General features: G+C 51.6%; 37 protein-coding genes. 33 read left to right on the forward strand and 4 right to left on the reverse strand.

The genetic code is table 11. From position 1 onward, the window contains the following. Nucleotides 1-61 precede the first annotated feature (61 nt). The 33 genes from rpsG to cutA all read left to right on the forward strand — a co-directional run bounded on the left by rpsG (nt 62) and on the right by cutA (nt 18,905). Nucleotides 62-532, forward strand: coding sequence for a 30S ribosomal protein S7 (gene rpsG / locus NB640_RS07825; RefSeq protein WP_269308178.1), 471 nt, complete (start codon nt 62-64; stop codon nt 530-532). A gap of 126 nt (nt 533-658) precedes the next feature. Continuing rightward, nucleotides 659-2,764: an elongation factor G gene (gene fusA / locus NB640_RS07830; RefSeq protein WP_269308179.1), complete on the forward strand. Its 2,106-nt coding sequence runs from the start codon at nt 659-661 to the stop codon at nt 2,762-2,764. Between the two features lie 62 nt (nt 2,765-2,826). Continuing rightward, nucleotides 2,827-4,017: an elongation factor Tu gene (gene tuf / locus NB640_RS07835; RefSeq protein WP_269308170.1), complete on the forward strand. Its 1,191-nt coding sequence runs from the start codon at nt 2,827-2,829 to the stop codon at nt 4,015-4,017. A gap of 87 nt (nt 4,018-4,104) precedes the next feature. After that, entirely contained in the window at nt 4,105-4,416 is a 312-nt protein-coding gene (gene rpsJ / locus NB640_RS07840; RefSeq protein ID WP_269308180.1) for a 30S ribosomal protein S10, read from the forward strand. A 134-nt stretch (nt 4,417-4,550) separates the two neighbouring features. Beyond that, a complete protein-coding gene (rplC, locus tag NB640_RS07845; protein WP_269308181.1) occupies nt 4,551-5,219 on the forward strand; it encodes a 50S ribosomal protein L3 in 669 nt (222 codons plus the stop codon). Nucleotides 5,220-5,222: 3 nt separating this feature from the next. Further along, nucleotides 5,223-5,843: a 50S ribosomal protein L4 gene (gene rplD, locus NB640_RS07850; RefSeq protein WP_269308182.1), complete on the forward strand. Its 621-nt coding sequence runs from the start codon at nt 5,223-5,225 to the stop codon at nt 5,841-5,843. Continuing rightward, nucleotides 5,840-6,154, forward strand: a complete 315-nt coding sequence (rplW, locus tag NB640_RS07855; protein ID WP_269308183.1) for a 50S ribosomal protein L23 — start codon at nt 5,840-5,842, stop codon at nt 6,152-6,154. The genes rplD and rplW overlap by 4 nt, the downstream gene beginning before the upstream one ends. Before the next feature lie 3 nt (nt 6,155-6,157). Continuing rightward, complete coding sequence (gene rplB / locus NB640_RS07860) at nt 6,158-6,994, forward strand: 50S ribosomal protein L2 (RefSeq protein WP_269308184.1); 837 nt, start codon at nt 6,158-6,160, stop codon at nt 6,992-6,994. Nucleotides 6,995-7,003: 9 nt separating this feature from the next. Beyond that, a complete protein-coding gene (gene rpsS, locus NB640_RS07865) occupies nt 7,004-7,279 on the forward strand; it encodes a 30S ribosomal protein S19 (protein ID WP_269308185.1) in 276 nt (91 codons plus the stop codon). A gap of 15 nt (nt 7,280-7,294) precedes the next feature. After that, nucleotides 7,295-7,627: a 50S ribosomal protein L22 gene (rplV, locus tag NB640_RS07870; RefSeq protein ID WP_269310427.1), complete on the forward strand. Its 333-nt coding sequence runs from the start codon at nt 7,295-7,297 to the stop codon at nt 7,625-7,627. Between the two features lie 10 nt (nt 7,628-7,637). Next, entirely contained in the window at nt 7,638-8,471 is an 834-nt protein-coding gene (gene rpsC, locus NB640_RS07875) for a 30S ribosomal protein S3 (RefSeq protein ID WP_269308186.1), read from the forward strand. A gap of 2 nt (nt 8,472-8,473) precedes the next feature. Then, nucleotides 8,474-8,896: a 50S ribosomal protein L16 gene (gene rplP, locus NB640_RS07880; RefSeq protein WP_269308187.1), complete on the forward strand. Its 423-nt coding sequence runs from the start codon at nt 8,474-8,476 to the stop codon at nt 8,894-8,896. A gap of 10 nt (nt 8,897-8,906) precedes the next feature. Then, complete coding sequence (gene rpmC / locus NB640_RS07885; protein WP_269308188.1) at nt 8,907-9,098, forward strand: 50S ribosomal protein L29; 192 nt, start codon at nt 8,907-8,909, stop codon at nt 9,096-9,098. Beyond that, nucleotides 9,098-9,364 carry a 30S ribosomal protein S17 gene (gene rpsQ / locus NB640_RS07890; protein ID WP_269308189.1) on the forward strand — a complete coding sequence of 89 codons (267 nt, stop codon included), beginning with the start codon at nt 9,098-9,100 and terminating at the stop codon, nt 9,362-9,364. The genes rpmC and rpsQ overlap by 1 nt, the downstream gene beginning before the upstream one ends. 184 nt (nt 9,365-9,548) lie before the next feature. Further along, nucleotides 9,549-9,917 (forward strand): 50S ribosomal protein L14, encoded by a 369-nt coding sequence (gene rplN / locus NB640_RS07895; RefSeq protein WP_269308190.1) that lies wholly within the window; start codon nt 9,549-9,551, stop codon nt 9,915-9,917. Nucleotides 9,918-9,927: 10 nt separating this feature from the next. Beyond that, nucleotides 9,928-10,242, forward strand: a complete 315-nt coding sequence (gene rplX, locus NB640_RS07900; protein ID WP_269308191.1) for a 50S ribosomal protein L24 — start codon at nt 9,928-9,930, stop codon at nt 10,240-10,242. 2 nt (nt 10,243-10,244) lie between these two features. Then, complete coding sequence (gene rplE / locus NB640_RS07905) at nt 10,245-10,784, forward strand: 50S ribosomal protein L5 (protein ID WP_269308192.1); 540 nt, start codon at nt 10,245-10,247, stop codon at nt 10,782-10,784. A 6-nt stretch (nt 10,785-10,790) separates the two neighbouring features. Further along, entirely contained in the window at nt 10,791-11,096 is a 306-nt protein-coding gene (gene rpsN / locus NB640_RS07910) for a 30S ribosomal protein S14 (protein WP_269308193.1), read from the forward strand. A gap of 14 nt (nt 11,097-11,110) precedes the next feature. Next, nucleotides 11,111-11,506: a 30S ribosomal protein S8 gene (gene rpsH, locus NB640_RS07915; protein WP_269308194.1), complete on the forward strand. Its 396-nt coding sequence runs from the start codon at nt 11,111-11,113 to the stop codon at nt 11,504-11,506. Nucleotides 11,507-11,516: 10 nt separating this feature from the next. Beyond that, nucleotides 11,517-12,050 (forward strand): 50S ribosomal protein L6, encoded by a 534-nt coding sequence (gene rplF / locus NB640_RS07920; protein ID WP_269308195.1) that lies wholly within the window; start codon nt 11,517-11,519, stop codon nt 12,048-12,050. A gap of 12 nt (nt 12,051-12,062) precedes the next feature. Further along, nucleotides 12,063-12,425, forward strand: coding sequence for a 50S ribosomal protein L18 (rplR, locus tag NB640_RS07925; protein WP_269308196.1), 363 nt, complete (start codon nt 12,063-12,065; stop codon nt 12,423-12,425). Between the two features lie 10 nt (nt 12,426-12,435). After that, a complete protein-coding gene (gene rpsE / locus NB640_RS07930) occupies nt 12,436-12,954 on the forward strand; it encodes a 30S ribosomal protein S5 (RefSeq protein WP_269308197.1) in 519 nt (172 codons plus the stop codon). Between the two features lie 13 nt (nt 12,955-12,967). After that, the gene (gene rpmD / locus NB640_RS07935; RefSeq protein ID WP_269308198.1) at nt 12,968-13,150 is read left to right on the forward strand and encodes a 50S ribosomal protein L30; all 183 of its coding nucleotides are present in this window, start codon (nt 12,968-12,970) and stop codon (nt 13,148-13,150) included. Between the two features lie 28 nt (nt 13,151-13,178). Next, the gene (gene rplO, locus NB640_RS07940) at nt 13,179-13,610 is read left to right on the forward strand and encodes a 50S ribosomal protein L15 (protein ID WP_269308199.1); all 432 of its coding nucleotides are present in this window, start codon (nt 13,179-13,181) and stop codon (nt 13,608-13,610) included. 22 nt (nt 13,611-13,632) lie between these two features. Further along, the gene (secY, locus tag NB640_RS07945; protein WP_269308200.1) at nt 13,633-14,961 is read left to right on the forward strand and encodes a preprotein translocase subunit SecY; all 1,329 of its coding nucleotides are present in this window, start codon (nt 13,633-13,635) and stop codon (nt 14,959-14,961) included. A 38-nt stretch (nt 14,962-14,999) separates the two neighbouring features. Then, a complete protein-coding gene (gene infA, locus NB640_RS07950; protein ID WP_269308201.1) occupies nt 15,000-15,218 on the forward strand; it encodes a translation initiation factor IF-1 in 219 nt (72 codons plus the stop codon). A gap of 39 nt (nt 15,219-15,257) precedes the next feature. Continuing rightward, nucleotides 15,258-15,371, forward strand: coding sequence for a 50S ribosomal protein L36 (rpmJ, locus tag NB640_RS07955; protein WP_269308202.1), 114 nt, complete (start codon nt 15,258-15,260; stop codon nt 15,369-15,371). Between the two features lie 24 nt (nt 15,372-15,395). Further along, complete coding sequence (rpsM, locus tag NB640_RS07960; RefSeq protein ID WP_269308203.1) at nt 15,396-15,761, forward strand: 30S ribosomal protein S13; 366 nt, start codon at nt 15,396-15,398, stop codon at nt 15,759-15,761. Nucleotides 15,762-15,808: 47 nt separating this feature from the next. Continuing rightward, nucleotides 15,809-16,210, forward strand: coding sequence for a 30S ribosomal protein S11 (gene rpsK / locus NB640_RS07965; RefSeq protein ID WP_269308204.1), 402 nt, complete (start codon nt 15,809-15,811; stop codon nt 16,208-16,210). Nucleotides 16,211-16,304: 94 nt separating this feature from the next. After that, nucleotides 16,305-16,928 (forward strand): 30S ribosomal protein S4, encoded by a 624-nt coding sequence (gene rpsD, locus NB640_RS07970; RefSeq protein WP_269308205.1) that lies wholly within the window; start codon nt 16,305-16,307, stop codon nt 16,926-16,928. A gap of 102 nt (nt 16,929-17,030) precedes the next feature. Continuing rightward, nucleotides 17,031-18,008: a DNA-directed RNA polymerase subunit alpha gene (locus tag NB640_RS07975; protein WP_269308206.1), complete on the forward strand. Its 978-nt coding sequence runs from the start codon at nt 17,031-17,033 to the stop codon at nt 18,006-18,008. A gap of 79 nt (nt 18,009-18,087) precedes the next feature. Next, the gene (rplQ, locus tag NB640_RS07980) at nt 18,088-18,471 is read left to right on the forward strand and encodes a 50S ribosomal protein L17 (RefSeq protein ID WP_269308207.1); all 384 of its coding nucleotides are present in this window, start codon (nt 18,088-18,090) and stop codon (nt 18,469-18,471) included. A gap of 113 nt (nt 18,472-18,584) precedes the next feature. Beyond that, nucleotides 18,585-18,905 (forward strand): divalent-cation tolerance protein CutA, encoded by a 321-nt coding sequence (gene cutA / locus NB640_RS07985; RefSeq protein ID WP_269308208.1) that lies wholly within the window; start codon nt 18,585-18,587, stop codon nt 18,903-18,905. Here cutA and NB640_RS07990 read toward each other — a convergent pair whose 3' ends face one another. From NB640_RS07990 to lptM, 4 genes are all read right to left on the reverse strand, one after another. Beyond that, nucleotides 18,906-19,541: a diacylglycerol/polyprenol kinase family protein gene (locus NB640_RS07990; RefSeq protein WP_269308209.1), complete on the reverse strand. Its 636-nt coding sequence runs from the start codon at nt 19,539-19,541 to the stop codon at nt 18,906-18,908. A gap of 83 nt (nt 19,542-19,624) precedes the next feature. After that, nucleotides 19,625-20,323: a ribosome biogenesis GTP-binding protein YihA/YsxC gene (gene yihA, locus NB640_RS07995; RefSeq protein ID WP_269308210.1), complete on the reverse strand. Its 699-nt coding sequence runs from the start codon at nt 20,321-20,323 to the stop codon at nt 19,625-19,627. A gap of 2 nt (nt 20,324-20,325) precedes the next feature. After that, nucleotides 20,326-21,609, reverse strand: coding sequence for a diaminopimelate decarboxylase (gene lysA, locus NB640_RS08000; protein WP_269310428.1), 1,284 nt, complete (start codon nt 21,607-21,609; stop codon nt 20,326-20,328). A gap of 7 nt (nt 21,610-21,616) precedes the next feature. Further along, nucleotides 21,617-21,841 (reverse strand): LPS translocon maturation chaperone LptM, encoded by a 225-nt coding sequence (gene lptM / locus NB640_RS13050; RefSeq protein ID WP_408637919.1) that lies wholly within the window; start codon nt 21,839-21,841, stop codon nt 21,617-21,619.

Here is a 21,841-nt window from a genome sequence, read left to right on the forward strand (position 1 = left end):
GTGCCATGATGGTGCGCCATGAGTGTTTGAAACACTCGACTGAAGATAGAAAGGAAATGCAATGCCTCGTCGTCGCGAAGTACCAAAACGCGAAATTCTGCCTGATCCGAAATTCGGTAATGTGGATGTTGCGAAATTCGTCAACGTCCTGATGCTCTCAGGCAAAAAATCTGTAGCAGAAAATATCATCTACGGTGCTTTTGACATTATCCAGGGAAAATCCGGCAAGGATCCTCTGGAAACGTTCATGACTGCAATCAATAACTGCAAACCGCTTGTTGAAGTGAAGTCCCGCCGTGTTGGTGGTGCCAACTATCAGGTGCCTATTGAGGTCAGGCCGGTTCGCCGCATGGCGCTTTCCATGCGCTGGATTCGCGAAGCTGCCGCCAAGCGCAGCGAAAAATCCATGCCGCAGCGTCTGGCTGGCGAATTGCTTGAGGCGGCAGAAGGCCGTGGCGGCGCAATGAGAAAGCGTGACGAAGTGCACCGGATGGCGGAAGCTAACAAAGCGTTTTCCCATTTCCGCTTTTAATTGAGTATTTGAACAGCAGCATAAAACGTGATGTTGTTCACAAAAAACAATCATTTGCAGGCCGGGCACATTCTGAAAAGAACGTGATGCTCGGCTTTGTTTATCTGAAAGAAACTAGGACTGAATATGGCTCGCAAGACACCCATTGAACGCTATCGTAATATCGGTATTTCCGCGCATATTGACGCTGGCAAAACCACAACAACCGAACGTATTCTGTTTTATACCGGCGTTAATCACAAACTGGGTGAAGTACACGACGGTGCTGCAACCATGGACTGGATGGAGCAGGAACAGGAGCGCGGCATCACCATTACTTCCGCTGCTACGACCTGCTTCTGGACAGGGATGGCCGGCAATTTTCCCGAGCACCATATCAATATTATTGATACCCCGGGCCACGTTGACTTTACCATTGAGGTTGAGCGTTCCATGCGTGTTCTGGATGGCGCATGCATGGTGTACTGCGCCGTAGGTGGTGTGCAGCCGCAATCTGAAACAGTCTGGCGTCAGGCCAACAAATACAACGTGCCGCGTCTGGCCTTCGTTAACAAGATGGATCGTACCGGTGCCAATTTCTTCAAGGTCTATGACCAGATGCGTTCCCGTCTGAAGGCCAACCCCATACCACTGCAGGTGCCTGTTGGCGCTGAGGACAACTTTGAGGGTGTGGTTGACCTGGTCAAGATGAAAGCCATCTACTGGGATGAGGCGTCGCAGGGTACCAAGTTCGAGTACCGCGATGTGCCGGAAAATCTGATGGAGATCGCGCAGGAATGGCGTGAAAAGCTGCTGGAAACGGCTGCCGAATCCAGCGAAGACCTGATGAACAAATACCTCGAAGAAGGTGATCTTTCAGAAGAGGATATCAAGAAGGCGCTTCGCCAGCGCACCATTGACGGTGAAATTGTGCCGATGATGTGCGGTACGGCATTCAAGAACAAGGGTGTGCAGGCTATGCTGGATGCGGTGATTGAATACCTGCCCTCTCCGATTGATATTCCTCCTGTTGAAGGGATTGATGACAGTGAGCAGCCGGCTACCCGCAAGGCGGACGATAATGAAAAGTTCTCCGCGCTGGCATTCAAGATCATGACAGACCCCTTTGTTGGTCAACTGATTTTCTTCCGTGTTTATTCCGGCATGGTGAAGTCCGGCGATACGGTTTTCAACCCGCTCAAGGGCAAGCGCGAGCGTTTGGGTCGTATCCTACAGATGCATGCCAATAACCGCGAAGAAATCAAGGAGGTGCGCGCTGGTGATATCGCTGCTGCTGTCGGTCTGCGTGAAGCCACTACTGGTGAAACGCTGTGTGATCCGAGTGCGCCGATTACGCTGGAACGTATGGAATTTCCAGAGCCGGTTATTTCCCAGGCGGTTGAGCCAAAAACAAAGGTTGACCAGGAAAAAATGGGTATTGCGCTGGGTCGTCTGGCTCAGGAAGATCCGTCTTTCCGTGTGCATACCGACGAAGAGTCCGGTCAGACTATTATTTCCGGTATGGGTGAATTGCATCTGGACATTCTGGTTGATCGGATGCGCCGTGAATTCGGTGTTGAGGCAACGGTCGGTAAACCGCAGGTGGCCTATCGTGAAACGATCCGTTCTGTTTGTGATGAAATCGAAGGCAAATTCGTCAAACAGTCTGGTGGTCGCGGTCAGTATGGTCACGTTGTGCTGAAAATTGAGCCGCAGGAAGCCGGCAAGGGCTTTGAGTTCATTGATGCCATCAAGGGTGGTGTCGTGCCACGTGAATATATTCCTGCGGTTGAGAAGGGAATTGTTGACACGCTGCCGGTAGGTGTGATGGCAGGCTATCCGGTGGTTGACGTCAAGGTAACGCTGTTCTTCGGTTCCTACCATGATGTTGACTCCAACGAAAATGCCTTTAGAATGGCGGCATCCATGGCGCTGAAAGATGGTTTACGCAAAGCCAATCCGGCTCTGCTTGAGCCAATGATGGCTGTTGAAGTGGAAACGCCGGAAGACTATGCCGGTACGGTTATGGGTGACCTGTCATCCCGCCGTGGCATGGTGCAGGGCATGGATGAGATTCCAGGCGGTGGCGGCAAGATCATCAAGGCTGAGGTGCCGTTGTCTGAAATGTTCGGTTACGCCACTGCGTTGCGTTCGGCAACACAGGGCCGTGCAACCTATACCATGGAATTCAAGCATTACGCTGAAGCACCCAAGCATGTTGCTGACGCAATTGTCAGCTCAAAAGCAAAGTAATTTAATCCGTTTTAACGGACAAGGAAAAACTTAACAATCGTTCTTTTTGAAGGAAAACAACAATGGCAAAGAGCAAATTTGAGCGGACCAAGCCGCACGTAAACGTAGGGACAATTGGGCACGTAGACCATGGTAAGACGACCCTGACAGCGGCGCTTGCGACCATCCTTTCCAAGAAATTTGGAGGCGAGGCAAAAGACTACGACCAGATTGATGCAGCCCCGGAAGAAAAAGCCCGCGGCATCACCATCAACACCTCGCACGTAGAATACGAAACCGCCAGCAGGCACTACGCCCACGTAGACTGCCCGGGCCATGCCGACTACATCAAAAACATGATCACCGGCGCAGCCCAGATGGACGGCGCCATCCTCGTATGCTCAGCAGCCGACGGCCCCATGCCCCAGACCCGTGAGCACATCCTGCTTGCACGTCAGGTTGGCGTACCCTACATCATCGTCTACCTCAACAAATGCGACATGGTGGACGACAGCGAGCTTTTGGAACTCGTCGAAATGGAAGTCCGTGAACTCCTGTCCCGCTACGAATTCCCGGGTGACGACACCCCCATCATCAAAGGCTCCGCCAAACTGGCCCTCGAAGGCGATACCGGCGAACTCGGCGAACAATCCATCATGTCCCTGGCCGATGCCTTAGACAGCTACATCCCTGAGCCGGAGCGTGCCATTGATGGCGCCTTCCTCATGCCGGTAGAAGACGTCTTCTCCATCTCCGGTCGCGGCACCGTCGTAACCGGTCGTGTTGAGCGCGGCATCATCAAAGTAGGCGAAGAAATCGAAATCGTAGGCATCAAAGAAACCGTCAAAACCACCTGCACCGGCGTAGAGATGTTCAGAAAACTCCTCGACCAGGGTCAGGCAGGCGACAACGTAGGCGTACTGCTGCGTGGCACCAAGCGCGAAGAAGTCGAGCGTGGCCAGGTACTGGCCCGTCCCGGCTCCATCAAGCCGCACAGCCACTTCGAAGGCGAAATCTACGTACTGTCCAAAGACGAAGGCGGCCGTCACACCCCTTTCTTCAACAACTACCGTCCGCAGTTCTACTTCCGTACCACAGACGTGACCGGATCAGTCGAGCTGCCCAAAGACAAGGAAATGGTCATGCCGGGAGACAACGTCTCCATTACCGTCAAGCTCATTTCCCCGATCGCGATGGAAGAAGGCTTGCGCTTCGCCATCCGTGAAGGTGGCAGAACGGTAGGTGCCGGCGTCGTATCCAAAATTATTGCATAACGCAGGACACTGACCTGATCACGCTGTTGTATCAATAAACATGCTGCGGATGGCAATCATCCGCAGCTCGCTCTTTGGAAAGTAATCATGCAAAACCAGAAAATTCGCATTCGCTTAAAAGCGTTTGACTATAAACTGATTGACCAGTCCGCACAGGAAATTATCGATACGGCCAAAAGAACCGGCGCTGTCGTCAAAGGACCTGTTCCGCTGCCAACCCGCATTCAGCGTTTCGATGTGTTGCGTTCACCACACGTGAACAAAACATCCCGCGACCAGTTTGAAATCAGAACGCACCAGCGTCTGATGGATATTATTGATCCGACTGACAAAACCGTTGATGCGCTCATGAAGCTCGATCTGCCAGCGGGTGTGGATGTCGAAATCAAGCTGCAGTAAGTTTTTTTAACAAGAAAATCCATTTTTGCGGTTGTGCAATGAATGGACACGGGCTATAATGCCCGACTGCACGCAAAAAGCCTTTTTTGCGTGCAGTAGTATAAATTAGACAACCTGTCCAATCGTAGACAGGAATGGAGAATAAAATGAGCCTGGGCCTTATTGGGCGTAAGGTTGGTATGATGCGTATCTTTACGGATGAAGGGGAAACCATCCCGGTTACCGTAGTTGACGTATCAGACAACCGTATTACGCAAATCAAGACGACCGAGACAGACGGCTATGATGCCGTACAGGTCGCGTTTGGAAAACGCCGCCCCTCCCGTGTGAACAAGGCTTCTGCCGGTCACTGTGCTAAAGCGGGTGTGGAAGCCGGTAGTGTCTTAAGAGAATTCCGTATTGATGCATCTGTGATGGCTGACATGAAGCCGGGCGATGTCATTACGACAGCTATTTTCGAGGTGGGGCAAAAAATTGATGTGCAGGGTGTCTCGATTGGTAAGGGATATGCCGGCGTCATCAAGCGCTACAACTTCGCATCCGGTCGTGCCACGCACGGTAACTCTGTTTCGCATAATGTTCCTGGTTCGATTGGTCAGAACCAGGATCCGGGTCGCGTTTTCAAGGGTAAGAAAATGACGGGTCATATGGGTGATGTGACCCGTACTGTGCAAAATCTTGAAATTGCCCGTATTGATGCAGAGCGCCAGCTTCTGATGGTCAGGGGTGCGGTTCCTGGCGCAAAAAACGGTCAGGTTGTTGTCAAGCCGGCTATTAAAGCCGCAGGCAAGAAAGGAGCATAATTTATGGAACTCAAGCTCCTGAACAGCAGTGACCAGTCTGCCGCTAAAGTTGAAGCGCCGGATACCATTTTTGGCCGTGAATACAATGAAGCATTGATTCATCAGGTCGTTGTCGCTTTCCAGGCAAATGCCCGTGGCGGTAACAGCAAGCAGAAGACCCGCCGGGAAGTGGCGCATTCCACCAAGAAGCCATGGCGTCAGAAGGGTACGGGCCGTGCGCGTGCCGGTATGACGTCTTCGCCGCTGTGGCGTGGGGGTGGTCGTGCTTTCCCGAACACCGGCGAAGAAAATTTCTCTCACAAGGTCAACAAGAAAATGTATCGTGCAGGTCTTTGTTCGATACTGTCGCAGCTTGCCCGGGAGGGCCGCCTGACTGTGATTGACGAGTTGTCAATTGAGGCGCCCAAAACCAAGATGCTGGCAGACAAGCTCAAGGCGTTCGGTTTCGGTTCAGTGCTCGTTCTGACTGACAATTTCGATGAAAATCTGTACCTGGCATCCCGCAATCTGCCAAACGTGCTGGTTCTTGAGCCGCATCAGGCTGACCCGGTTTCACTCGTCTATTTCAAGGACGTGTTGGTTACCCGTGCTGCGCTGGGCAAAATTGAGGAGATGCTGTCATGAATACAGCGAAAAAAGTGAGTGAAGAGCGCATGCTGAAAGTGCTGCTGGCTCCTGTGATCTCCGAGAAGGCCACCTTTGTTGCTGATAAATATGAGCAAGTGGTTTTCCGTGTCATGAGAGATGCAACCAAGCCAGAGGTAAAAGCTGCAGTAGAAAGCCTGTTCAAGGTAGAGGTGGAGTCTGTGAAGATGCTCAATCGCATCGGTAAGCAGAAGCGCTCCGGAAAAACGGTCGGTAGAAAAAATCATGTCAAGCATGCGTATATTTGCTTGAAGCCCGGCCAGGAAATCAATTTTACCGAGGAGGCTTAAAAGATGGCTCTCGTTAAAGTCAAGCCAACGTCTCCCGGTCGCCGGGGGATGGTGAAAGTGGTCACTCCGGATCTGTACAAGGGGCGCCCTTTTGCCGGACTGATTGAAAAGAAATCAAAAAGCGCTGGTCGCAACAATAATGGCCGTATTACGACTCGCCACATGGGTGGTGGTCACAAACAGCATTATCGTGTTGTTGATTTTGTGCGCAACAAGGACAGTATTCCGGCCAAGGTTGAGCGGATTGAATATGATCCGAACCGTACAGCCAATATTGCACTGGTTTGTTACGCAGATGGTGAGCGCCGTTACATCATTGCGCCAAGAGGCCTTTCTGTTGGCGATCAGCTGATGAATGGCTCTGAAGCGCCGATCCGGGCTGGCAACTGTCTGCCGCTCAGAAATATTCCGGTTGGCACCACGGTTCACTGCGTCGAAATGCTGCCAGGCAAGGGGGCGCAAATGGCGAGAAGTGCCGGTGCCGGTGTGGTATTGATGGCGCGTGAAGGTGCCTACGCGCAGGTTCGCCTTCGTTCCGGTGAGGTTCGCCGCGTTCATGTCGAATGCCGCGCCACGATCGGTGAAGTCGGTAATGCAGAACACAGCTTGCGCAAGATCGGTAAGGCAGGCGCCATGCGTTGGCGGGGTGTTCGCCCGACGGTGCGCGGTGTTGTCATGAATCCGGTCGACCACCCGCATGGTGGTGGTGAGGGCAGAACGTCGGGTGGTCGTCATCCGGTGTCGCCGTGGGGTCAGAAAACCAAGGGCATGAAGACGCGCAGCAACAAGCGTACGACTTCAATGATCGTTTCACGCCGTGGTCGTGGTAAGAGAAAATAGGGGTAGCATATGACACGTTCATTGAAAAAGGGTCCTTTCTGCGACGCTCACCTGGTCAAAAAGGTGGAAGCTGCCCAGGAAACCAAGGACAAAAGACCGATCAGGACATGGTCACGCCGGTCCACGATTATGCCGGATTTCATTGGTCTGACCATTGCCGTACACAATGGCAAGCAGCATGTGCCTGTGTATATTTCTGAAAACATGGTTGGACACAAGCTCGGCGAATTTGCGCTGACCCGTGCATTCAAGGGTCACGCTGCCGACAAGAAGGCGAGAAGGTAGGAGAACGCAATGGCAATTATGGAAACTAAAGCTGCTCTCCGTGGTGTGCGTCTGTCAGCGCAGAAAGGTCGCCTTGTGGCCGATATGATCCGCGGCAAGAAGGTGGATCAGGCGCTTGATATTCTGACTTTTACCCCGAAAAAAGGTGCAGCGATCATCAAGAAGGTGCTGGAGTCCGCTATTGCGAATGCCGAGCACAATGATGGTGCGGATATTGATGAATTGAAAGTCGCTTCGATTTATGTCGAAAAGGGCCAGTTCCTCAAACGCTACAGCCCGCGCGCAAAAGGCCGTGGTGATCGTATAACCAAACAAACCTGTCACATTTATGTGACTGTCGGTAACTAAGGGGGCCACGATGGGACAAAAGATTCATCCAACCGGGTTTCGTCTTGCGGTAGCTCGCAACTGGTCATCACGCTGGTATGCCAATAACAGCAATTTTGCTGGCATGCTTAATGAAGACCTGCAGGCCCGCTCGTATCTGAAGAAAAAACTGAAAAATGCATCGGTAGGACACGTTGTGATTGAGCGTCCGGCCAAAAATGCCCGTTTCACGATTTACAGCTCACGTCCTGGCGTTGTGATTGGCAAAAAAGGCGAGGACATCGAGATTCTGAAAAATGAATTGACGAAGATCATGGGCGTGCCGGTGCATGTCAATATTGAGGAAATCCGCAAGCCGGAAACGCATGCGCAGTTGATTGCTGATTCCATCACGCAGCAACTGGAAAAGCGGATCATGTTTCGCCGCGCGATGCGCCGTGCAATGCAAAACGCCATGCGTTTAGGTGCGCTCGGTATCAAGATCATGTCTTCAGGCAGATTGAATGGTATCGAAATTGCGCGTACCGAATGGTATCGTGAAGGCCGTGTGCCATTGCATACCCTGCGTGCGGATATCGATTATGGTTTCAGCGAAGCCCTGACCACTTACGGCATTATTGGTGTGAAGGTCTGGGTATACAAAGGTGACCGTCTGGAAGGTGACGAAGCGCCTAAGGTGGAAGCCAGTGTTGAAGAAGACAAGAAACGCCGTGGAACGCGCCGTGATGATGGCGCCAAGCCGGCTGGCAAACAACGGGTAAGGAAAGTGGAAGGTGCATCTGCGCCGGGTGGCGTCAAACGTGTCCGCGCCAGGAGGGCTGACGCAGCGCCCGAATCCACACCAGTTGAAACGGCAGGAGAATAATTATGCTGCAGCCAAGACGCAGAAAATATAGAAAAGAACAGAAAGGACGCAATACCGGTATTTCGCATGAGCGCGGTACCAACGTCTCTTTTGGTGAATTTGGTCTGAAGGCAACCGGCCGCGGAAGAATCACGGCCCGTCAGATTGAGGCGGCACGTCGTGCCATGACCCGTCACATTCGTCGTGGTGGCCGCATCTGGATCCGTATTTTTCCGGACAAGCCGATTTCCGAGAAGCCGGCAGAGGTTCGTATGGGTAGTGGTAAGGGTAACCCGGAATACTGGGTTGCTGAAATTCGCCCTGGAAAGATGCTTTATGAGATGGATGGTGTCAGTGAAGAGCTGGCGCGTGAGGCTTTCCGCCTTGCTGCAGCCAAGCTGCCATTGTCAACCACGTTTGTGACTCGCCGGATTGGCGGCCAGTAAAGGAGTGATTATGAAAGCTTCCGAGCTTCGCAATAAAGATCAGGCCGCACTGCAGCAGGAATTGAATGAGCTGTTGAAGGCCCAGTTCGGTCTGCGCATGCAGAAAGGCACCCAGCAATTGACGAATACTTCCCAGATAAGGAAGGTCAGGCGTGATATTGCTCGTGTGAAGACGGTTATGAATGCAAAGGGTAATAAATAATGAATGATCAGGCAAAAGTTCAGCGTGCGCTGACTGGCAGGGTTGTCTCAGACAAGATGGATAAAACCGTTTCTGTCATGATCGAGCGCCATGTCAAGCATCCCCTGTACGGCAAAATCATCAGACGCTCGAAAAAATATCTGGCACATGATGAAGCCAATCAGGCAAAAATCGGTGACACGGTAGAAATTCGGGAAAGTCGTCCGATTTCCAAAAGCAAGTCATGGGTCGTTACCCGTGTACTGCAGGTTGCGCAGGTTGTATAAAAAAATCTTGCATTAATTTTATATTGATGTGATAATTGCAGGCTTCGTGTCATTAAGTCATGGCACGAAGTTCTAGTTTAGAAACTGTCCACCCAATCAGATGATGTGAAAGCATCAGATGACGGGACCAAGACTGATCGTTGGGCCGGGTGCCTGGACGAATTCAAGTTGGGAAAGAAAATTTATGATTCAAAGTGAAAGCCGTTTGAAAGTGGCCGACAACACTGGTGCAAGGGAAGTGCTTTGCATCAAGGTGTTGGGTGGTTCCAAGCGCCGCTATGCTGGCATCGGTGACATTATCAAGGTCACTGTAAAGAGTGCTCAGCCGCGGGGAAGAGTTAAAAAGGGTGAAATCTATAATGCTGTGGTTGTTCGCACAGCCAAGGGTGTGCGCCGTCCGGACGGGTCGTTGATCAAGTTTGACGGTAGTGCTGCTGTGCTGCTGAACGCCAGGCTGGAGCCGATTGGTACCCGCATTTTCGGGCCTGTGACCCGTGAGCTGCGTACCGAGCGCTTTATGAAGATTGTCTCTCTTGCGCCGGAAGTGCTGTAAGGGGAATGTCATGAAAAAAATCAGAAAAGATGACGAAGTGATCGTCCTGACCGGCAAGGATAAGGGTAAGCGCGGTCTCGTCGAGCGCTGCATTGATGACTATGTGATCGTCAAGAACGTCAATGTGGTCAAGAAAACCATTCGTCCCAATCCGATGACGGGTGCAACGGGTGGTATTGAAGATAAGCAGATGCCGATTCACGTTTCCAATGTCGCGTTGTACGACGTGGTTTCAAATAAGGCGGAGCGAGTGGGTATCCAGGTCGTGGACGGTAAAAAAGTTCGCGTCTACAAATCCAGTGGCAGAGTGGTTGGGGCGAAATAATTATGGCGCGTTTAAGAGATTTTTATCGGGAAAAGGTGGTGTCTGATCTGATGACGCAATTTTCCTACAAGTCCGCAATGGAAGTGCCGCGTATCACCAAGATAACCCTGAACATGGGCTTGTCGGAGGCGGTTGCAGACAAAAAAATTATTGATCATGCGGTGGAAGACCTTGGCAAGATCGCTGGCCAGAAGCCGGTTGTCACCAAGGCAAAAAAATCTATTGCCGGATTCAAGATCCGTGATGGTTATCCGCTTGGCTGCATGGTCACTTTGCGTGGTGAGAGGATGTACGAATTTCTGGATCGCCTGGTAACGATTGCGTTGCCGCGAGTAAGGGATTTTCGTGGCATTTCCGCCAGATCTTTCGACGGCAGAGGTAACTACAATCTTGGCATCAGGGAGCAGATCATTTTCCCTGAAATCGAATATGACAAGATTGACGCTTTGCGTGGTCTGAATATCAGTATTACGACGACCGCCAAGACTGATGATGAGTCAAGAGCACTCCTCACCGCATTTAAATTTCCGTTCAGAAACTGAGGCAGCATGGCAAAACTGGCACTTATTAATCGTGAAAAAAAGCGCGCGGATCTGGTAAAGAAATATGCCGCCAAGCGTGCTGAGTTAAAAGCGATCATCGACGACCAAGGCAAAACAGACGAAGAGCGTTACAACGCACGTTTGAAGCTGCAGTCATTGCCGCGTAATGCGAATCCGACCCGTCAGCGCAATCGTTGCGCACTTACTGGTCGGCCGCGTGGCACCTACAGAAAATTTGGCCTGGGTCGTACCAAGCTCAGGGAGTTTGCCATGAATGGTGAAATTCCTGGCGTCACCAAAGCCAGCTGGTAGCAGGAGGATATCAAATGAGTATGAGCGATCCTATCGCAGATATGCTGACCCGCATCCGCAATGCGCAGCAGGTCAACAAGAATTCGGTCTCGATGCCTTCTTCAAAAGTCAAGATTGCAATTGCAAATGTCTTGAAAGAAGAGGGGTATATCGAGTCTTTCGGTGTCAAGGAAGCCGGCGGCAAGGCCGAGCTGAATATTGCACTGAAATATTATGTGGGACGTCCTGTCATCGAAAGGCTGGAGCGTGTATCGCGCCCAGGACTTCGTATTTACAAAGGACGTGATGAGTTGCCGAACGTCATGAATGGCCTGGGCGTTGCAATCGTTTCCACCTCCAAGGGTGTGATGACGGATCGCAAGGCGCGTGCTACTGGCGTGGGTGGTGAAGTCATCTGTTACGTAGCCTGAGGAGTCAAGCATGTCAAGAGTTGGAAAAATGCCGATTGCTATTCCCGATGGCACGACTGTCACCATTTCCGGTGGTCAGATTACCGTCAAGGGTTCACTGGGCGCACTGTCTCGTGATCTTTCTGATCATGTGCGTGTTAAGGAAGAAAACAAAAATCTGCTGGTTGAGCCGGCCAATGAAAGCCGTGAAGCCCAGGCGATGTGGGGAACCACACGCGCACTGGTCAGCAACATGGTTGAGGGTGTCAGTAAGGGGTTTGAGCGCCGCCTGACGCTGGTTGGTGTGGGTTTTCGTGCGCAGGCGCAGGGAGACATGCTCAATATGTCCCTGGGTTTTTCGCATCCGGTTGCGCACAAAATGCCGACAGGGGTGAAATGCGAAACCCCGTCACAAACTGAAATCGTTCTGAAGGGAATTGACAAGCAGGTTGTGGGACAGGTCGCTGCCGAAGTTCGTGCATATCGCAGCCCTGAGCCTTATAAGGGCAAGGGTGTTCGCTATGCTAACGAAGTGGTCAAGCTTAAAGAAACCAAGAAGAAGTAATAGGGGCGTTTGATGAACAAGAAACAATCACGTTTGCGTCGCGGACGTCAGACTCGGGCCAAAATTGCCGTATTAGGCGCGAATCGCCTGTCGGTGCATCGTACCAATATGCATATTTATGCCAATGTTATTGCGCCGGATTCCCGTATCCTGGCATCTGCTTCCACGGCAGAAAACGAGGTGCGTCAGCAACTGGGCGGAAAGTCCGGTGCCGGTGGCAATGTGGAAGCAGCGACGCTGGTTGGCAAGAGGGTTGCGGAAAAAGCGTTGAAGGCCGGTATTACCGAAGTCGCTTTTGATCGCTCCGGTTTTCGTTATCACGGTCGTGTGAAAGCGCTGGCAGAAGCTGCGCGTGAAGCCGGCCTGAAGTTCTAAGGGATATTCCATGGCAAAAATGCAACAGAAAATGCAGAACGAAAGGCCTGATGACGGCTTGCGCGAAAAAATGATTTCCATTAACCGCGTAACCAAAGTGGTCAAGGGCGGTCGCATCATGGGTTTTTCTGCGCTGACCGTTGTCGGTGATGGCGATGGCCGTATCGGCATGGGCAAGGGTAAATCGAAAGAGGTTCCGATTGCTGTCCAAAAGGCAATGGAAGAAGCCCGTCGCAATATGATCAAGGTGACGTTGAAAGATGGTACGCTGCAGCACACGATCACCGGAAAACACGGCGCATCCAAAGTGATGTTGAATCCTGCCAAACAGGGTACCGGTGTGATTGCAGGTGGTGCGATGCGTGCAATGTTTGAGGTACTGGGCGTGACCAACGTGGTCGCCAAATCATTTGGTTCCAGTAATCCTTACAACATGGTGCGTGCAACCATGAATGCGCTGGCTTCCATGAATACGCCGTCAGAAATTGCCGGCAAGCGTGGCAAGTCCGTTGAAGAAATCGTTGGATAAGAGGTGAGTGGCTATGTCGTCTAATCAAATCAAGGTGAAGCTGGTAAAAAGCCTGATCGGGACCAATGAGGCACACCGTGCTACCGTGCGTGGCCTTGGACTCCGTCGCCTGAATTCTGTTTCCATGCTGGAAGATACGCCAGCTGTTCGTGGAATGATTAACAAAGTGTCGTATCTCGTTAAAGTGGTTTCCTGATTTCAGGAAGTTGCCAACAGGATAAGTTATGAAATTGAATAATTTACAGCCCGCTACCGGTGCAAAACATGTCAAACGCAGAGTCGGTCGTGGTATCGGCTCTGGTCTGGGCAAAACAGCCGGCCGTGGTCACAAGGGGCAGAAAGCGCGTGCCGGTGGTTTCCATAAAGTCGGTTTTGAGGGCGGACAGATGCCGCTGCAGCGCAGATTGCCAAAGCGCGGCTTCAAATCCATGGCAGCGCCTTATCGCACGGAAGTTCGTCTTTCCGATCTGGAAAAGCTGGCAGTCAATGATATTGACCTTCTGGTGTTGAAGCAGGCCGGTATTGTTTCCCAGCGTATCAGGGAAGTGCGTGTCATTCTCGCTGGCGAGATTACCAAGAGTGTGAATCTTTCCGGTCTGGGAGTGACCAAAGGTGCGCGTGCGGCAATTGAAAGCCGTGGCGGTACGATTGGATAAGTAAGACAGACGGGGAACTCGATTGGCAACGTCATCTAAAGCGGCCGCAAAAAACAACACATCGACAGGGGGCTTCCCCTGGCAGCGTCTGTGGTTTTTGCTTGGTGCGCTGGTGGTCTACCGGATTGGTGCGCATATACCGGTGCCGGGAATTGATCCGGATCAGCTGGCTTTTCTGTTCAGGCAGAACGAGGGCGGTATCCTGGGCATGTTCAACATGTTCTCAGGTGGTGCGCTCTCCCGCTTCTCGGTATTTGCACTGGGTATCATGCCTTACATCTCTGCATCTATTATCATGCAGATGATCGGTATCATCTCTCCGCAAATTGAGGCGCTGAAAAAGGAAGGCGAAGCAGGGCGCCGTAAAATGACGCAGTATACGCGTTATGGCACATTGCTTTTAGCCACATTCCAGGGATTGGGGATTGCGATTGCCGTTGAATCACAGCCGGGTCTCGTTATCGACCCGGGCATGATGTTCCGCTTTACCGCGGTTGTCACGCTGGTGACTGGCACCATGTTCCTGATGTGGCTGGGTGAGCAGATTACTGAAAGAGGATTGGGCAATGGTATTTCCATTCTGATCTTTGCCGGTATTGCCGCAGGCCTGCCCAGCGCGATTGGTGGACTTTTTGAGCTGGTGCGTACCGGTTCGATGAGTGCGATTTCAGCCCTTGTGATCTGTGTGATTGTGGTGGCGGTGACTTATCTGGTTGTCTTTATTGAAAGCGGGCAGCGCCGTATTCTGGTGAATTATGCCAAACGTCAGATCGGTAACAAGATTTATGGTGGCCAAAGCACACACTTGCCGCTGAAGGTCAATATGGCCGGTGTGATTCCGCCGATTTTTGCTTCATCGATCATTTTGTTTCCGGCAACGATTGCAGGATGGTTTGCAACCGGCACGGATTCGGATAATATGTTTGCCCGATTCCTGAAGGATCTGTCCGCATCGCTTGGCCCAGGTGAGCCGATGCATGCGCTGCTTTATGCTATTGCGATTATTTTCTTCTGTTTCTTTTATACCGCGCTGGTATTTAACAGCCGTGAAACAGCAGATAACCTGAAAAAGAGTGGTGCGTTTATTCCGGGTATTCGTCCGGGCGAGCAAACTGCACGTTATGTTGACAGGATTTTGATGCGCCTGACACTGGCAGGTGCCGTGTATGTGACACTGGTGTGTCTGCTGCCGGAGTTCCTGGTAGCCAAGTGGAACGTACCATTTTATTTTGGCGGTACTTCACTTTTGATTCTTGTTGTTGTCACGATGGACTTTATGGCGCAGATTCAGAACTTCGTCATGTCACATCAGTATGAATCACTGCTGAAGAAATCGAATTTCAAGGGTTGATGACCCTAAAACAACGGAAAGAAGAGAAATAACGATATATGGCAAAAGATGACGTTATCCAGATGCAGGGCGAAGTTATTGATAATCTGCCCAACGCAACCTTTCGCGTAAAACTGGAGAATGGACATGTTGTGCTGGGGCACATATCCGGAAAGATGCGCATGAATTATATTCGTATCCTCCCGGGTGACAAGGTAACAGTGGAATTGACGCCATATGATTTAACTCGTGCCCGGATTGTTTTCCGGTCAAAATAGCACGAACCGGTAGTACTTTAGATTTGGAAGAGGTTGAAAATGAAGGTACAGGCATCTGTGAAGCGGATCTGCCGCAATTGCAAGATCATCAAGCGCAATGGCGTCTTACGTGTTATTTGCACGGAAAAGCGTCATAAACAGCGTCAAGGTTAATAACGGCACTATTAGGACTAACGAATGGCACGTATTGCAGGGGTAAACATTCCCAACCATCAGCACATTGTTATTGGCCTGACGGCCATTTACGGTATTGGTCGCCCGCGTGCGCAGGAAATCTGCGAAGCAACGGGTGTGGAACCGTCAAAGAAGGTCAAGGACCTCGATGACAGCGAACTCGAAAAACTGCGTGATGCACTGAATCATTACCTGATTGAAGGTGATTTGCGTCGTGAAGTATCCATGAGCGTAAAACGCCTGATGGATCTGGGTTGCTATCGCGGCCTGCGTCATCGCCGCGGTCTGCCGGTCAGGGGGCAGCGTACACGCACGAATGCGCGTACACGCAAGGGACCGCGTAAAGCCGCGCAGGCACTGAAGAAATAAGACAAACCACCGTGTTTGAATCGTAGACGGATCAAGGATTTTTAAATATGGCAAAAGGATCAAACAGCGCAGCGTCTCGTGTGCGCAAAAAGGTGAAGAGAAATATTGCGGAAGGTATCGCACATGTACATGCGTCTTTCAACAATACCATCATCACGATTACAGACCGCCAGGGTAATACCCTGACCTGGGCAACTTCCGGTGGCGCAGGCTTCAAGGGCTCTCGCAAGTCAACACCCTTTGCAGCACAGGTTGCTGCCGAATCGGCCGGCCGGGTTGCCATTGAGTATGGCATCAAGAATCTGGAAGTCCGTATCAAGGGCCCTGGCCCTGGTCGTGAATCAGCTGTGCGTGCGCTCAACAACCTGGGTATCCGCATCAACCAGATTCAGGATATCACCCCGGTTCCACACAACGGCTGCCGTCCACCGAAGCGCCGTCGTATCTGATTTTTATTGAAGACCACCGTCAGGCTGATTGCAGCCTGACTAGCGCCTGAATGACTTGTAAATTCGGGGCGTCATTGAATGTAAAGGAAATATTGTGGCACGTTATACAGGGCCAAAGGCCAAACTCTCCCGCCGTGAAGGCACCGATCTTTTTCTGAAAAGCGCCCGGCGCTCGCTTGACTCCAAATGCAAGCTGGATGTGAAACCCGGCCAGCATGGTCTGCGCTCCGGCGCACGCATGTCTGACTATGGTAATCAGCTGCGTGAAAAGCAAAAGGTCAAGCGTATGTACGGCGTTCTGGAAAGACAGTTCCGTCGTTATTTTGCTGAAGCCGAGCGCAGAAAAGGCAACACGGGCGACAATCTCATGCAGCTTTTAGAAACCCGTCTGGACAATGTGACCTATCGTATGGGCTTTGGCTCAACCCGCGCGGAAAGCCGTCAGCTCGTCAGCCACCAGGCTATCACGGTCAACGGCAAGGTAGTGAATATTCCGTCCTACCTGGTCAAGCCCAATGACGTGGTTGCCATTCGTGAAAAATCCAAGAAACAGGCCCGTATTATCGAGTCACTGTCACTGGCCGAGCAGATCGGTATGGCGGACTGGGTATCGGTTGATTCCAAGAAAATGGAAGGCCAGTTCAAGCGTGTTCCGGATCGTACCGAGTTTGCAAACGATATCAACGAATCACTGATTATTGAGTTGTATTCACGCTAATTGACACAATCGCTGTTATCTTAGCCTTAGCAATCAGGTTTACTTATTAATGCCATCAGCCTTATCGGTGTAACGAGCCGAGGGTATTGAAAAGGACATTTTATGCCAAATAATTTTCTCAAGCCGCGCATCATCAATGTGGAAGTGCTGGGTCCCGGTCATTCCCGCGTCGAGATGGAGCCCTTTGAGCGTGGTTATGGACACACACTGGGCAATGCTCTGCGCCGCATTCTGCTTTCCTCCATGGCTGGCTATGCGCCAACTGAAGTTGCCATTGCCGGTGTGGTACATGAATATTCGACACTTGACGGTATCCAGGAAGACGTCGTTGACCTGCTGTTAAATCTCAAGGGGGTTGTATTCAAGCTGCACAACCGCGATGCGGTTACCCTGAACCTGAAAAAGGATGGGGCAGGTATCGTGACGGCAGCTGATATTGAACTCACGCATGATGTTGAAATCATCAATCCGGAGCATGTGATTGCCCATCTGACAGAAAGCGGCAAGCTGGACATGCAGATCAAGATTGAAGCGGGTCGCGGCTATGTGCCGGGCAATGTGCGTCGTCTTTCGGAAGATGCCAACAAGACAATCGGCCGGATTATTCTGGATGCGTCTTTCTCACCGGTGCGTCGCGTTTCCTATTCTGTGGAATCCGCCCGTGTTGAGCAGCGTACCGATCTGGACAAGCTGATCATCAACATTGAAACGAATGGTGTCATCACCGCTGAAGAAGCGATTCGTCAGTCAGCCCGTATCCTCGTTGACCAGTTGACCATTTTTGCCGCACTTGAAGGCACAGAGACTTCTGCTGAAGCCATGTCGCAGCTGCCGCCGGTTGATCCAGTTCTGCTGCGTCCGGTTGATGATCTTGAGCTGACTGTCCGTTCAGCCAACTGCCTCAAGGCGGAAAACATCAATTACATTGGGGATTTGATCCAGCGCAGTGAAAACGAGTTGTTAAAGACCCCGAATCTGGGTCGCAAATCCTTGAACGAGATCAAGGAAGTGCTGGCTTCCCGTGGTTTGACCCTGGGCATGAAGCTGGACAACTGGCCGCCACCGGGGCTTGAAAAATAATTTTCACGTTTTTTTATAACACCACCGGCCCGCGGCAACGCCGATAGAAGAGCTGGATTTAAGATAAAGAGGTAATATCATGCGTCATCGTCACGGGTTGAGAAAACTCAACCGTACTTCATCCCATCGCCTTGCCATGTTGCGCAACATGAGTGTTTCGCTGCTGCGCCATGAGGCGATCAAGACCACCTTGCCAAAGGCCAAGGAATTGCGCCGGGTCGTTGAACCGCTTATTACGCTGGGCAAGAAGGAGTCAGTGGCCAACAAGCGTCTGGCATTCAATCGTCTGCGTGACCGCGATATCGTTGTCAAGCTGTTTGGCGAGTTGGGTCCGCGTTATGCTAACCGTAACGGCGGTTATCTGCGTATCCTGAAGATCGCTAACCGTGTTGGCGACAATGCGCCAATGGCTTATGTCGAGCTGGTGGATCGTCCTGAACCAACTGTTATCGAAGGTGCATAACCTGCACTTCAGACGTATCCTGAAAGGCCGGAATATCCGGCCTTTTTGTTTTTCTGCTTCCCGGGCAGGATTTCGCGTAAACTGAACGGAAAAACTGTCTGGGAGGAAATCGTATGGATAACGTGATGCTGGTTTACAGTACGACACCGGATCTGGATACGGCTAAAAAAATAGCGCAGGCGCTGGTTGGCGAAAAGCTGGCTGCCTGTGTGGGCATGATGCCTGGATACCAGTCGGTTTATCGCTGGCAGGGGGCCGTTCTAGAAGCGTCTGAAGTTTGTCTGATGATAAAAACAACGAAAAACCAGTTTGCTGCGCTGTCTGAAAAGCTGGTGGCGTTGCATCCGTATGATGTACCGGAACTGATTGCCGTTCCGGTTACAGCGGGTTTGCCTTCTTACCTGCAGTGGGTGAAAGACGAGACGTCTGCCTGATCAGCCGACAGGAAGAAAACGTGCCAAAGAAAGCGAGATACCCATTGCCAGCGGGATGGAAAAGTTGTCATCCATCTTGATCTGCTTTTCATAGATTTCTGCCAGCATGGCGACGGTCAGGCCAAAGACGCCCATGATGGCAAAGGCTGGCGGCTGGCTGTAAATGTTGACAAAGAAAGCCAGAACAGCGGCTGAGGATATCCAGAAGGCAATGGCGCCTTCGATGCTTTTGGTGCCTTCGTTGATCTTGTGCCGGCCAAATTTTCTGCCGATCAATGCGGCGCAGGTATCCCCGATCAGCATGGTGGAAAGCGCCACCATGGAAATGGTGCGCTCAAAAAGCAAAGCCACCATCAGGGCTGCGGCGATAACGTACGGTGCGCCGCTCAGACGAAAGGTTTCTCCGGTTTCGCTTTCTCTTAACATGCGACTGAAAAAACGCCCGTAGGTTGATACCAGAAGCGGCCATTTCTTGTAATAGCCGTATTCAATCATCACCTGCCCGAAAAGTAGTACCGCAAAGAGACAGACATTCCATGAACGCGGAAGGATGCCCAGCGAAACGACCATCCAGAGTGAACTCAGATGGATGAGTTTTCGCAGGAGTTCCTGCCTGTAGCTGATCTGCTTTGCCATATGCGCATGGTTATTGTGACTTGACGGGATTAGGCTATTTTACAAAAAAGGGGTGGGCAATATCGAACGATGAAGCGGAATATTTATTCCGGCTGGTTTTCTTCTGACGCAGGATCGGTTCTGGAAAGACCGGTTAACTCCTGAATCCAGTTCGTTGCTTCTTCCAGGCCAACCCGTTTTGGCGCGGAAAAAAGCTGGGTGGTGAAAGGAAAGGGCTGTCCTTTTTCATCGACATAACTTTTCAGCGTGGTTTTTGTCTGATGCAGTGCCTTGCTGGATTCGTTCCGGTTCAGTTTGTCGGATTTGGTCAGAATGCAGTGAATCGGCTTGCCTGCACCGGCAAACCACTCAAGCATCTGGATGTCCAGCGGCTGGAACGGACGGCGGGCATCCATGAGCAGTACAAGGCCTGCCAGTTGTTGGCGTGTCATCAGATAGTCACCCAGCAGTTTTTGCCAGTGCAGCTTGGCGTTACCCGAGACTTCGGCATAACCATATCCCGGCAGGTCAACCAGAAACGCTTCGATTTCGTCTTCTTTTACCGGATCTTTCCTGTGCTGTGCCACATGCGCGCCACCGATGGAAAAGAAATTGATATGCTGGGTGCGGCCGGGGGTGCGGGAGGCATGTGCCAGATTTTTCTGGTTGCACAGGATATTGATGGCAGTGGATTTGCCTGCGTTGGAACGGCCGGCAAAGGCGATTTCCGGCACATCAAGCCGAGGCAGATCACGCAGGTGATTGACCGTGGTAAAAAAACGGGCTTGCCAGAGTCGTGACATAATCAGGGCAACACTTTCTCAAAGGCAAAGAGATCTTCTGCGGACTCGCGACGGCGAACCAGATGAACCTGTTCATGGTCGACAATCACTTCCGCAGCTTTTCCACGCGTGTTGTAGTTGGATGCCATGACCATGCCATAGGCACCGGCAGACATGATAGCGAGCAGATCGCCGGATGTCACGGCAAGGTCACGCTGCTTTGCCAGCCAGTCTCCTGACTCACAGATCGGGCCGACGATATCGTATGTGGCGGCTGCCATCTCCCGCTTATGCACGGGCAATACCGTATGCCAGGCATCATACAGCGCCGGGCGCATCAGATCATTCATGGCAGCATCTACGATCGCATAGTTTTTATCTGTGTTGGTTTTAAGGTACTGGACTTCGGTCAGGAGGACGCCGGCATTGCCGGAAATGGAGCGTCCCGGCTCCAGCATCAGCTGGATGGGTTTTCCTCCGTACTGTTTGTTACGCCAGGCGTTGATGCGGGTATACAGACGTGCCAGGTAGTCAGGAACGGCGACCGGTTTCTCTTCGTGATAGGCAATACCAATGCCGCCACCGATATCGATATGGTGCAGTTCGATTCCTGCCTCACTGAGCCTGTCGACAAGGATGACAAGCCGGTCAAAGGCTTCGAGAAGTGGACCATCATCCAGCAACTGGGAGCCGATATGGCAATCAATGCCGGTGATCCTGATATTAGGCATGGCAGCGGCGGTTTTGTAGCAGTCGAAGGCTTCGTCAAAGGCCACACCGAATTTATTTTCTTTCAGGCCGGTTGAGATATAGGGGTGGGTTTTTGCGTCGACGTCCGGATTGACGCGAAAGGAGATAGGGGCCGTTGTTCCCATTTCACCTGCAATTTCATTGATGCGGTTCAGTTCAGCGGGTGACTCGATGTTAAAGCACAGGATGTCATTTTCGAGCGCAAAACGGATTTCCTCTTTGGTTTTGCCGACACCGGAAAAGATGGCCTTGCGGGGGTCACAGCCAGCGGCGATAACACGTGAAAGTTCACCGCCTGAAACAATATCAAATCCGGAACCCAGGTCTCCCAGAATTTTCAGTACGGCCAGATTGGAATTTGATTTGACGGAAAAGCACACGAGGCCCGGTGTCTCGGGGTGCTGGTATTTTTTTAAGGCATCGGCATAGGCCAGATAGTTTTCTGTGAGCGCTGTTTTTGAGTAGACATACAGGGGGGTTCCGTATTGCCTGGCAATATCGGTCAGCGGAACATGGTCAGCACATAGAATATTATCCCGGTAGGCAAAATGAGTCATTGGCATGTCAGTTCCCTTTGTCTGTTTTTTGTGTTTCACTTGCAGACGTTCCTTCAGCGGTTTGCTGCGGTTTCTTTTTCAGACGTGGCTCCCTGGGTGGTGGAGGCGGTTTGGTTGACCAGGTGTCGGGCATGTAAAGCTCACCCGTCTGTCCGCAGGCACCTAAAAGAAAAGCAGAGGTGACAGCAGCGGCCAGTGCAAAAACCGAAAACGTATGCCTGCGTGATTTCAT

This window comes from Oxalobacter vibrioformis (assembly GCF_027118995.1).
Lineage (GTDB): Bacteria > Pseudomonadota > Gammaproteobacteria > Burkholderiales > Burkholderiaceae_D > Oxalobacter > Oxalobacter vibrioformis.